13 protein-coding genes are annotated in these 11062 nt (G+C 35.9%); 8 read left to right on the top strand and 5 right to left on the bottom strand.

All coding sequences use genetic code 11. From position 1 onward, the window contains the following. Nucleotides 1-32: 32 nt before the first annotated feature. Nucleotides 33-1430, bottom strand: a complete 1398-nt coding sequence (gene pdxR, locus NSQ92_RS07980; protein ID WP_172885233.1) for a MocR-like pyridoxine biosynthesis transcription factor PdxR — start codon at nucleotides 1428-1430, stop codon at nucleotides 33-35. Nucleotides 1431-1578: 148 nt separating this feature from the next. Between pdxR and NSQ92_RS07985 the strand changes: the two genes are divergently transcribed. Continuing rightward, a complete protein-coding gene (locus tag NSQ92_RS07985; protein ID WP_144545913.1) occupies nucleotides 1579-2103 on the top strand; it encodes an ECF transporter S component in 525 nt (174 codons plus the stop codon). A 107-nt stretch (nucleotides 2104-2210) separates the two neighbouring features. On the opposite strand, the gene NSQ92_RS07990 is transcribed toward NSQ92_RS07985, so the two are convergent. From NSQ92_RS07990 to NSQ92_RS08000, 3 genes are all read right to left on the bottom strand, one after another. After that, nucleotides 2211-2786, bottom strand: coding sequence for a phosphotransferase (locus tag NSQ92_RS07990; RefSeq protein ID WP_341152915.1), 576 nt, complete (start codon nucleotides 2784-2786; stop codon nucleotides 2211-2213). 33 nt (nucleotides 2787-2819) lie between these two features. Then, the gene (locus NSQ92_RS07995) at nucleotides 2820-2981 is read right to left on the bottom strand and encodes a hypothetical protein (protein WP_341152542.1); all 162 of its coding nucleotides are present in this window, start codon (nucleotides 2979-2981) and stop codon (nucleotides 2820-2822) included. Nucleotides 2982-3154: 173 nt separating this feature from the next. Continuing rightward, nucleotides 3155-3334, bottom strand: a complete 180-nt coding sequence (locus NSQ92_RS08000; RefSeq protein ID WP_141232307.1) for a hypothetical protein — start codon at nucleotides 3332-3334, stop codon at nucleotides 3155-3157. 568 nt (nucleotides 3335-3902) lie between these two features. Between NSQ92_RS08000 and NSQ92_RS08005 the strand changes: the two genes are divergently transcribed. The 6 genes from NSQ92_RS08005 to NSQ92_RS08030 all read left to right on the top strand — a co-directional run bounded on the left by NSQ92_RS08005 (nucleotide 3903) and on the right by NSQ92_RS08030 (nucleotide 9720). Next, entirely contained in the window at nucleotides 3903-4421 is a 519-nt protein-coding gene (locus NSQ92_RS08005) for a DUF3841 domain-containing protein (RefSeq protein WP_095321375.1), read from the top strand. Nucleotides 4422-4514: 93 nt separating this feature from the next. Then, complete coding sequence (locus NSQ92_RS08010) at nucleotides 4515-5396, top strand: NAD-dependent epimerase/dehydratase family protein (protein WP_336045432.1); 882 nt, start codon at nucleotides 4515-4517, stop codon at nucleotides 5394-5396. 389 nt (nucleotides 5397-5785) lie between these two features. Then, nucleotides 5786-6088, top strand: coding sequence for an ArsR/SmtB family transcription factor (locus NSQ92_RS08015; protein WP_047940192.1), 303 nt, complete (start codon nucleotides 5786-5788; stop codon nucleotides 6086-6088). Between the two features lie 140 nt (nucleotides 6089-6228). Next, a complete protein-coding gene (locus NSQ92_RS08020) occupies nucleotides 6229-7380 on the top strand; it encodes an MFS transporter (protein ID WP_341152543.1) in 1152 nt (383 codons plus the stop codon). A gap of 438 nt (nucleotides 7381-7818) precedes the next feature. After that, a complete protein-coding gene (locus NSQ92_RS08025) occupies nucleotides 7819-8841 on the top strand; it encodes a helix-turn-helix transcriptional regulator (RefSeq protein WP_341152544.1) in 1023 nt (340 codons plus the stop codon). An 84-nt stretch (nucleotides 8842-8925) separates the two neighbouring features. Beyond that, nucleotides 8926-9720: an SDR family NAD(P)-dependent oxidoreductase gene (locus NSQ92_RS08030; RefSeq protein ID WP_047940195.1), complete on the top strand. Its 795-nt coding sequence runs from the start codon at nucleotides 8926-8928 to the stop codon at nucleotides 9718-9720. A gap of 401 nt (nucleotides 9721-10121) precedes the next feature. Here the strand turns inward: NSQ92_RS08030 and NSQ92_RS08035 are convergent, their stop codons facing one another. Then, nucleotides 10122-10580 (bottom strand): DinB family protein, encoded by a 459-nt coding sequence (locus NSQ92_RS08035; protein WP_047940196.1) that lies wholly within the window; start codon nucleotides 10578-10580, stop codon nucleotides 10122-10124. Nucleotides 10581-10712: 132 nt separating this feature from the next. Here NSQ92_RS08035 and NSQ92_RS08040 point away from each other — a divergent pair, with 132 nt between their 5' ends. Further along, the gene (locus NSQ92_RS08040) at nucleotides 10713-11024 is read left to right on the top strand and encodes a hypothetical protein (RefSeq protein WP_047940197.1); all 312 of its coding nucleotides are present in this window, start codon (nucleotides 10713-10715) and stop codon (nucleotides 11022-11024) included. The last annotated feature ends 38 nt before the right edge of the window (nucleotides 11025-11062 follow it).

An 11062-nucleotide genomic window follows, 5' to 3' on the forward strand; every position in this document is an offset into this window, starting at 1 on the left:
AGAGATTCTAGCTAGAGTTAGTACAAGCTGAATTATTTTTCCATTTTCCAGCATTGCATTAATTGGTGTATGCTTTCCTCGATTTTTTCTAATGGAATGCCTCCAAACCCTAACAGGAATGTTGGATACTTATATTCAATTGGTTTTATAAGATAATCGCTTAATGGATAAATGGAGATATGGCTTTTTGCTGCGATAGCTTTTAGCTCATTTTCACTTTTGGGCAAGGGTAGGGAAATTAAAATATGCATCCCGGCTTGATCTCCAGTGATGATGACTTCTGGATAATCTGTTTTAAAGATATGGATCAGTTTATCAAGTTTTTTACGATAAATTTTCCGCATACGATTTAAGTGTTTTGAAAAATAACCGTCTCTCATGAAGCTGGCTACTATATGCTGGTCAAACCTTGGTACAGTTGCCGAATAATAACTGAATGTTTCCTTATATTTCTTCAACAATGTAGAAGGCAAAAGAAAATAGGCCAATCGCAATGAAGGCATTAATGACTTGGTGAACGTACTTAGATAAATCACCTTATTGTTTTGGTCCATCCCGTGTAAGGCGGGAATGGGTTTACCAGTGTAACGAAACTCGCTGTCGTAATCGTCTTCAATAATGTAGCGATTTTTACTTTTGGCTGCCCACTGCATTAACTGTGTTCTTCTTGTGGCGGAAAGAACGGCACCTGTCGGAAATTGGTGAGAAGGTGTAATATAGACCACATTCGCCTTTGTTTTTTCCAGTTGATCCACCATCAATCCGTCTTCATCAACTGGAATAGGGATGGCTTTATTTTGCAGTTGAATTCTAGGGCTTGCTGAATAGCCAGGATTTTCAAGGGCTAAGGTTGAATCTTTTTCAAGCAACTTTAAAATCATAGGAAAGAGTTGTTCTGTTCCTGACCCAATCACAATTTGCTCTGGTTTACATATTATCCCACGCGATTGATATAGGTATTTGGCTATTTCCGCCCGTAAAGTGTATTCCCCTTGTGGTTCTCCAATCTGTAGCAACTCCTTTGACGGTGTATCATATAAATTTTTTGCATACTTTCTCCACTGGGAAAAAGGAAAGGAATCTGTGTCGATTTTTCCAGGATGAAAGTCAATTCGGATCATTTCTTTCTCTATATCCTCCATAGGCAACTCAACATTTTCTGTTTCAATATAAGGTAATTCGTTTATATCCTCTACAAAAAAACCAATCCGTGGTTTTGAGACAATAAATCCCTCTGCAACCAGTTGAGCATATGCCACTTCGATAGTTGTTTGGCTGATGTTTAAAAAATCGGCCAATTTTTTTTTGGAGGGGAGTTGCGTTCCAACTTCAATTTGTTGGCTTAAAATAGCAGATTTGATTCCCATATATAGCTGCTCATATAAGGGTTTAGTTGTGTTTTTATTCAATTCAAACATAAGCATATCCATTCGGGAAGTATCCTTTCTGACCACGTTATTTTTATAAAAATTGACACTTTTTATATTGTCAGATTTTATTATACTAGTAATCATGAAGAAGAGGATATTCTTTTTTTAAACTGAAAAACAAATACTTGAAGGAAGAGGAGAATTTTGCATGTTTACGACAAAACAAAACAAAACGAGAATCCTAGTTCTCAATGCACTTTTTATTACTTTAACGTTTCTTGCTACAATGTTTATCAACATCAGGCTGCCACTGATGGGAAATGGGGGACTAATCCATTTGGGTAACGTGCCGTTTTTGATTGCTGCATTTCTTTTTGGCAAGAAATCTGGTGCGATTGTAGGCGCTTTTGGAATGGCTTTATTTGATATTATGTCAGGCTGGACATTATGGGCTCCATTTACATTTGTAATTGTTGGTACTATGGGATATATAGCAGGACTTATTGCGGAAAAGATGCCTGGCAAAAAGTCTTTTGTATATATAATGGCAGTTGCTGTTGCCATGATCATCAAAGTTGTCGGCTACTATTTTACAGAAGTAATCCTTTATGGCAACTGGATCCAGCCATTCGGCTCCGTGCCAGGTAATATCATGCAACTTGTCATCGCCGGCATCATCGTCGTGCCACTTACAAAAGGGTTTGAGCAACGAATTATTAAAAGTGTCCATTAAGAGTGCCTGGCACCACAAAAAGACAAAAGGGATTAAAATGTCCTTGCTGAGAGTACATTTTAATCCCTTTATTTAGTGTGCAACTAATCAATCAATTTGTTTACAAATTAAAAAAATTCATACAACCCTTCGTCAAAATATCGAAATTCATCCATGGTAATCTGATAATGTTTATAGCCTGCATAAAAGGCTTCTTTAAACCTGTTATTATGAACAAAGCTTCTAATGGCTAATGCTTCATCATAGCGGGGATCACCAACTGTCATGCCAGCGACATCAATGAACTTTGTTGCAGCGCCATTCACAACAAGAACATTGTCTGTTGTGCAATCTCCATGTATAATCGTTTGGTTTATTGGCGCTGGCTTATTATTTTTCAACAAAGTGAGAAGGTCATTGGATCCTTCTGTCCATCCTTTTTTAACATAATACTCCGCTTTTAGGAGACGTTCAGATAGCCATTCACCTACATGATGAAATGGATCCATTATTTCTGTAGTATGCAGATTATGTAAAAGTTGACCAAAGCTTTGGATTAAAGCACATTTCTCTGTGTCTGTTTTTGCTTGGTTTAAAGCAGCTGTTAAGGTAATCCCTTGTTCATAGGACATGATCAAATGACTGCTGGCTTGTTCCTTTATAAATCCATAGTAATACGGAACAGGAATAAATTCTTTCCCTATTAATTTTTCTAAAACACATGCTTCTGTCTGAAGTCAATCTCGATATTTTTCATCAAAAGCGCTTTTTAGTATGTAGGTGCCACTTCTGGCCAGCACTTGATAAACGGTAGAGGTACTGCCTTGTTCAGCAACAAGTGAAATAGATGGAAGCGATCCAATAAGTTTCTCTAACTGCTTTAGTGGTAATTCGTTCAATTCTTTCACCAGCTTTCCATTATTCTATTTTTATATGGCCAAGAAAAGAGTAAAGAAAGAATCTTGATGAGATAGGTCATTAGAATAATTTATAATAATATTATTATGTTAACTAATGATTTTGGGACATTTTTTCAAGCATTGTATCTATAATGATAGAAGAGTGCAATAATTTATTGCTTTCGACCATTATCCTTTTTGCGATACATATTTAAAAGCAAGTCACACATAAGATAGACAATGACGAATGCAATAAAAACGTTATACCAAAGAGTATCAATGTTTGTAAAGATTAATAGAAGACCTAAACCAGTAATCAAAATTTTTATCAATACATGTAACTTATTCATCATGAAACACTCCTAACCATTTTTTAAATAAACGTAACCCCATTCAAACAAATTAATAGTAAAAACTCTATCAAAGAAAAAACATAAAGAGCTAAAAATAAATCAAAGTAGAATTCTCCTATAGAAAAAAATCCGCTTTATCTGTTATCAATGCCTTAAATAGAAAGTATATAAGGAAACTAAGGGAAATTAAGGTTCATTCCAAAAGAACGAAGTAAGGGTACTATACCTTTAAGAAAAAGATAAGGACATTGCCGATAAGGCCGCTAATATGAATAAATCCTCTTTTCCTAAGAAACCAGAGATAGTCCCAATGAGAGGAAGAAGCCATCGGAGTATGATAGAAAGAGTATTGGGAAAAGAGACATGCAAAAAAATACAAGGATAAAAGCCATCAGCAATATAACAAAAGATCCAACACCAAAAATATTTCGTTTTACATAATCTCTTATCCTTTTTTGTTTAATATTACCATATTGCAGCTTTTTCAGAAATAGAAGAAATGAAATGCCCTTTATTCGATGGCTGTATTTACAGCTTTTATAATAAAGAAAAGGAGTTTGATAGTTAAATGCCTATTTACTTCACCAACCAAGCAATCGAAGTGGTAAACCAATTAAATAAAACTGGCTATTTAACTGGAAAAGCAGAATTTGTGGATATAGACTTTCTCCCTTCTTATAGATGGATGATAGAACAAATGGGTAAGAGGCTGAATCATAATGGCTCCTATCCTATTTGGCTGTGGACGACAAAACCAAATTTACAGTCGGAAGGACATTTTAATAAAGGAACAAAAGCTGTATGTTTAACAGTCGAGATACCAGAAAACCAAATCCTGTTTTCTGATTTTTCTGCTTGGCATTGTGTGCTAAATAACGGTTTTTGCCCTATGACTGAGGAGGAAGATACTTTATTCGACGATGGTAAATTAACTATTACAAAGGAGCAAAGCTGGGAAAGAATTTTCGATTTAGCAAAATTGCGTAATTCAGAAATATGGAATAACGGGGATCAAATAGTTCAAGGGGTGACACCTATAATTCAAAAAGAACAGATTGTAAATATAGAATATTTTATTGCAAAATAATAGATTTATTGAAATAATATCGTGAATGAAAAAGAGGAATTAGCTCCTTTCTATGGAATTTTTAAAATAATGTCATAGATTAGGAGAAAAAAGATGAAAAATATATTAGTGCTAGGCGGCACGCGTTTTTTTGGAAGGAAGCTTGTGGAATTGCTGCTAAAAGAGGGACACCGTGTTACGATTATGACTCGAGGGACTGTAAGTCATCCATTTGACAACGAAGTGAAACATATTATCGCTGATCGTTCTAAAAAGGAACAATTACAACATCATTTCGCAGGTCAAACCTTTGATATTGTTTATGACAATATCTGTTATACACCTAATGAAGCAAAAGACTTTTGTGATGTATTTAATGGGAAAATAGGAAAGCTTGTGTTTACTTCCTCTTTATCTACTTATCCTGTTGATGGAAACGAAAAAAGAGAGGCAGATTTTTATCCATACAACTATCCAATACAACTAGATAAGAGCGAATTTGTTTATGATGAAGGAAAGCGGCAGGCAGAAGCAGCATTTTTCCAGTATGCAGATTTCCCCGTTGTAGCAGTAAGATTTCCAATTGTGTTAGGGGAAGATGATTACACGCGTCGGCTGCATTTTCACGTTGAGCGAATTCAACAGGATAGAACGATCGGCTTTGTTAATATGGAGGCAGAAATGTCCTTTATTCTTGCTTCGGAAGCGGCCGCATTTTTAAAGTGGGCAGGTTTTTCAGAGGTGGAAGGGCCATTTAATGCGACAGCAAATGGGAAAATTACAATGAAAAAATTAATCCAAATAATCGAAAAGATTACAGGACATACTGCAAAAATTACCCTTGACGGAGATGAAGAAGATTTCTCTCCGTATGCCATTCCTGCATCATGGTATATGAATACGGAAAAGGCAGAAAAAGCAGGATTTACGTTTACGAATCTGGATGATTGGCTGCCAGCTTTGATTAAGAAGATTGCAAAAGATAATAAAAAATAATCTGTATTACTGAGATTTTAAGATAAAAATGTAACGAAGAAGAAATCCCCCGAGAATTAGACCATATTTAGTGTATGTCTTATTCTCTGGGGATATTTTTGTGGAAAGGAGAAATATAGTCTTAGAAAGAGAAAAGAAACTAAAGGAAGATACCTATTATACAAATGTTTTGTCAGATGGATAACAACGGAATTATCATTAACAAAAAAATTAGTTGATATGATAAGTCGTATAAAAAGAATAAATAGCTCTACAAAGCAATTTTCGGGAGACTGGCAGTTGTTTTATTAACGAAAAAATAGATGTTGATATTTATAACACTTCCCTCATCTGTAAAATTCAATTAAATACAAATTGACATATCGTATTTTTTAGATATAATAAAAACCATGAAACCTATTGAAATCTTTAAAGCCTTATCAAATGAATCAAGGCTGCAAATTTTACACTGGCTAAAAGAACCTGAACGTCATTTTGTACCTCATGAAGGGATTGATATGAGAAAAACAGGGGTATGCGTTAGTCAAATAACAGAGCAATTAAAAATGACGCAATCAACAGCTTCTCAATACCTAAATATACTTTTGCGAGCTGGGCTGATTAAGACAGAGCGTATTGGAAAGTATACGTATTACAAAAGAGATGAAGAAGCAATAAAAAATATTGCAGCTATTTTGGAGCAAGAGATCTAAAGTAAATGTAACTGAATTCTCTCTAAGAATTCAGCTTTATTTACACCTGACATATCGATATATCACGATATGTTTATATTTATCATTTACATATCGTCTTTTCTAGATATGTAAATATAATATGCGAAGGAGAGATTATTTTGTCTAACATATTTAAAATTTATATTTTAGCACTTATTAGTTTTTTAGTTGGAACATCGGAGTATATTATCTCTGGTGTATTGGATAACATTGCAGATTCACTAGGAATCACTTTGGCGGCTGCAGGACAATTAATAACGATATTCTCGCTTGTTTATGCAATCTTTACACCCATTCTTATGGCACTAACATCAGGCATGGATAGACGAAAGCTTATGATTGTATCACTGGGCTTGTTTGTGATAGCAAACATATTTGCATTCTTATTGCCAGGTTACACCTTATTTGTTTTCTCAAGAATTATAATGGCACTAGGCGCTGGAATGGTCGTCGTTACAGCTCTGACTATCGCGGCAAAAATAGCACCTGAAGGTAAACAAGGTAGTGCAATAGCTACTGTAGTGATGGGATTTACAGCATCTTTAATCATTGGTGTTCCTCTAGGACGAATTATTACAGATGCATTCAACTGGAAAGCAGTATTTGGCGGAATTGCGTTCCTTGGGTTATTAGCGATGATCATCATCTCATTCGTAATACCGTCAACAAAAGGAGATGAACCGGTTCCGTTGAGACAACAACTTGCTCTCCTAAAGGATCGAAAAGTAGCGATTGGTTTATCCATCACCTTTTTCTGGCTTGGCGGGTATTCAGTTGCTTACACATACTTATCTCCTTATCTTTTGAACATCTCAGGTATCCATGAAAAATTATTAAGTGGAGTTCTGCTTATATTCGGTGTTGCTAGTTTATTCGGCTCAAAATTCGGTGGTTTTAGCACAGACAAATGGGGTGTGTCACATACATTAATAGGTTCGATGCTTCTACACATTGTCATGCTTATTCTTTTATCATTAATCACTCACACATATGTTGGTGTTGTAATCATACTAATATTGTGGTCCTTTGCAGCGTGGACATCAGCGCCAGCACAACAGTTCAATTTGGCAACCATAAAACCAGAATCATCCGGAGTACTTTTAGGACTAAACCAGTCAATGATGCAATTATCAATGGCTGCAGGGGCAGGAATTGGTGGGATATTTGTAGAAAAGGTATCGCTAGGTTCCATCACCTGGGTAGGAGTACTTGGATTAGCTATAGCTATTTTTATGGTATTAAAGTCTTCTCGTGGCAACTTACATAAATAGTTGAAAACAAGGTAAAAGGAACAAAAGATTTCAAGTATAATAGGTTTCTCTCTAAGTTGTTAATACTAAATGGAAAGTTTTTAAAAGGTTGCTGGTGGATTATAACGGGTTCTTTTTTGGAGTATAGAGAAAACAATCCAATTAGATATGTAATTAACATGAAAAACGACCAGATTTTTGTCTGGCCGTTTTTCATATCTTATTTCTTAAAGTAAATACACCAATCATAAGAAATAAAAATCGTATAGTAACGACTAATAAAAAACTTTATGACCATTCTTTCTGCTTATAATATTGGCGTATTTTGCAAGTGGTTTGTCGCAGTTCGCTAGTTACAAGACTCTATTGGAGAGGTATTATTAAACAGTACCATTTGTAAAAAAGGACATAATTACATTTAAAATTAGTAATGTAAATAGAGAAAGGAGGACCATATATATGACGTTTTATGCCTCTGACCGTATTAAAATTCCGGCAGGATTTTGGACAGGATTACGTCAATTGGGGATAGACGCCATCGACATGGTTGGAAAAGCACAATTGCCAATCACCATTGTTTCTGATCCAGTTGTCACCACAGCCCAATATTTTGCGATTTGGCAGGCTTATTCCGATCTCGTTGACGACACTGCGAAAGGAATCATCAAGCTTGCGACATCCTTTGAAACAGATCATTTCCCTCCGACTGTCTTAGCAACTTACCATGCTCGTGACTACCGTGATGCCTTAAAGCGGATGGCTAGGTACAAACAACTGTGCCCTCCTGAAAGCTTACATATTACCGAGGAAGGGGAACACTGTACAATTGAAATAAAATCATTGCATAGTGAACAACCCGGTCTGACCATATTAATTGGTATTACGATGGCATTTCTTCTCGAACTGGGACGTCGGGGTACAGGTCAACCCTTGACAGCAAGATTCGTAGAATTTTCTACCCATTCAATTGGCGAACTGCAGTTACTTGAAGATTACTTTGGCTGCCGAATTCAGCTCGGTACAAATTGTAACAGGTTAACTATACATCGAGCAGATCTGGATCGTCCCTTTGTCTCATACAATGCAGAATTGCTAGAAATATTGACTCCCGTACTGGAACAGTCGTTGAATGAGCAGGCACAAAGACCTTCTATTACTGAGACAGTCAAGTGGATCATGAAACGCAGCCTAACAGGAGGTCGCCCTGATATTCCGGCTATTGCGAGCGAGTTAGGGGTAAGCGATCGTACTTTGCAGCGGCGGCTTACGGAAGAAGGCACGAGCTTCAAGCATTTGTTAACAAAAGTTCGACATGAGCAGGCAAAAGAGTACCTGGCAGACCCCTCACTTGATATTAAAGAGGTCGCCTTTTTAATTGGATATGAAGATCAAAGCTCGTTCTATCGAGCCTTTCATCTTTGGGAAGGTACTACTCCTTTAAAATGGCGTACTGAATATCTCGATTTAAACTTGATTAATTGACCGTTTACTTTTGGAACTGTATTATCAGTCGGATAATTTTAATAATAACTAGAATTTACTTCAAACGAAAAGGAGCAATGGATTATGCAGCTAGATTTAAAAAATAAAACAGCTTTAGTCACTGGATCATCAAGAGGGATTGGCAAAGGAATTGCCATTGAACTAGCAAAAGAAGGTGTTAATGTACTAATTAATGGCCGAAATTACGAGGAGGTGGAACAAACCGTAAATGAAATTAAACTAGAGTTCCCTGATACCTTCCCTCAAAATGCCACTGCTGATATAGTAGATATTCAACAAAGGGAAGCATTATTTAAAAAGCATCCTCAAATTGATATTTTAGTTAACAATACGGGGATTTATGAAATAATGAAATACGAGGACGTCAACGATGAAGTATGGGAAAAGTATATCCATACCAATGTTCTTGCCGCAAATGGATTATCTAAATTTTACTTACCGAAAATGATAAAAAATAATTTTGGTAGAATTATTTTTATTGCGAGTGAAGAAGCAGTTATGCCTTCGGGACAAATGCCGCAATATTGTATGACAAAAACAATGCTATTATCATTGTCAAAAAGTCTATCTAAATTAACAATAGGAAAAGAAGTCACTGTTAATACGATTATGCCAGGTCCAACACTCTCCGAAAATGTTCATCAAATAATTGAGGGGATGTATCCTAATGAAGATATGACATTTTCAGAAAAAGAGAAAAAATTTATGACCACAAATCTACCTCAGTCTGAAATCCAGCGATTTATCAGACCAGCTGAGATAGGTAGATTAGCTGCCTTTATATGCAGCCCTTATGCATCCGCTTTTAAAGGTTCTCCGATCCGCATGGATGGAGGCATGGTACCGACTATTTACTAGCACTTTTTCCTTTACTCATCTCTCAGAGTAAGTAAAAATTCTTTCAATAAACAAATCTTTGTCGAAATGACGAGTGTGCGTTTTCTTTTTCTGCTAAGCGTTGTTTACAGTAGATTACTCTTTTACTATTAAAGCGAACAACTGCATACTAATATTATTTTGCAACTTAATAATCATACATAGTGATTTTGTGTTTAAAAATAAACAATTAAAATGTTCTATTTGTACTAAATAAATTGAAACTAATGAAAGTCTTCAAGTTGAACTATAATTTCCATACACCGAAGTTAGAGTCAATATCCTAACTTCGGGCAGTATTAGCAAAAAATGCTAACTCAGGAGCATATTATCATTTATCTTTTGCTTGCCTGCAGAACGTCTATTACCAAATGCCTTTTTAGCTAAATAAATTTTTTCAAATCATTAATCGCCTGTAAATGCATGCCTTCGTGAAAAATCGTACGAATCAGCACTTGTTCGATTGTCTGCATTCCCATATCAATTGGGGGATATTCTTTTTCCAGATCAGCGCCGTACTTCTCTAATATGGCTTGTGGTTGTGACTGCAAAAGTACTTTTAATTCCGTAAAAGAAGGTGTTTCTTCTGTAAAGTTGGCTGGTGTAGTACCGAAACCAAACCATTGATTGAATTGTTTTGAGATAGCAGTGGGTACTTTAGTCAATGCCTCAATCCATAATAACTGATCAAGATATAGGTGACCAAGATTCCAGCGGATATTATTCCTAAACCTCGCTGGAATGATTTCTGCCTGTTCTTCTGTCAACGATTCAACGGCCCCTAAAAGTTCCTTTCGATAGGTTTCTAATTGTTTAAACAAAACTTCCTGACGTGGTTCCATTTTATCCACTCCTTTAAACATTAAATTACTATAAACATTCGCTATATATTTGTCTTTTTCCTGCACTGAAAGAATAGAGATCTGTCTAACGGAAATAATAGAAAAAATAGAATTACAGTCAGGAGGAGAACAATGCCTCGCAAGGATGTAGAGATTAGTGAAGAAGTAGAAAAAAAAGAACCGACGAATATGAAAAAGGAGGAAGGAGAAGAAGATAAATTAAACCGGATGCTGGCAGCAGTAATGGAGTATATTTCCGATGATGAAGTGGAAGAAATCGACATTGAATACATATTGGATCAAACAGAAGGACTTCGCGACTGGTGGAATCAATACCGGGAGAAAAACCGCAAGCGCATGGAAAAAGAAATTAAAGAGTCATTAGGGGAATTGTCCCTTGAAGAATTGGAGAAGATTCGGGAACAAATAAAGGCAAAGCAATAGAAAAAAAGGTTTTCATCGTCGCTGATGAAAACCTTTTT

Origin of the sequence: Niallia sp. FSL M8-0099 (genome assembly GCF_038006945.1) — a bacterium.
GTDB lineage: Bacteria > Bacillota > Bacilli > Bacillales > Cytobacillaceae > Niallia > Niallia circulans.

What these genes read in the sequence shown, in the direction of transcription:
- NSQ92_RS08015 (WP_047940192.1), top strand. Translation starts at nt 5,786, where the DNA reads ATGAAACCTATTGAAATCTTTAAAGCCTTATCAAATGAATCAAGGCTG.
- NSQ92_RS08010 (WP_336045432.1), top strand. Translation starts at nt 4,515, where the DNA reads ATGAAAAATATATTAGTGCTAGGCGGCACGCGTTTTTTTGGAAGGAAG.
- NSQ92_RS08000 (WP_141232307.1), bottom strand. Translation starts at nt 3,334, where the DNA reads ATGATGAATAAGTTACATGTATTGATAAAAATTTTGATTACTGGTTTA.
- NSQ92_RS08005 (WP_095321375.1), top strand. Translation starts at nt 3,903, where the DNA reads ATGCCTATTTACTTCACCAACCAAGCAATCGAAGTGGTAAACCAATTA.
- NSQ92_RS08025 (WP_341152544.1), top strand. Translation starts at nt 7,819, where the DNA reads ATGACGTTTTATGCCTCTGACCGTATTAAAATTCCGGCAGGATTTTGG.
- pdxR (WP_172885233.1), bottom strand. Translation starts at nt 1,430, where the DNA reads ATGGATATGCTTATGTTTGAATTGAATAAAAACACAACTAAACCCTTA.
- NSQ92_RS08040 (WP_047940197.1), top strand. Translation starts at nt 10,713, where the DNA reads ATGCCTCGCAAGGATGTAGAGATTAGTGAAGAAGTAGAAAAAAAAGAA.
- NSQ92_RS07985 (WP_144545913.1), top strand. Translation starts at nt 1,579, where the DNA reads ATGTTTACGACAAAACAAAACAAAACGAGAATCCTAGTTCTCAATGCA.
- NSQ92_RS08035 (WP_047940196.1), bottom strand. Translation starts at nt 10,580, where the DNA reads ATGGAACCACGTCAGGAAGTTTTGTTTAAACAATTAGAAACCTATCGA.
- NSQ92_RS08030 (WP_047940195.1), top strand. Translation starts at nt 8,926, where the DNA reads ATGCAGCTAGATTTAAAAAATAAAACAGCTTTAGTCACTGGATCATCA.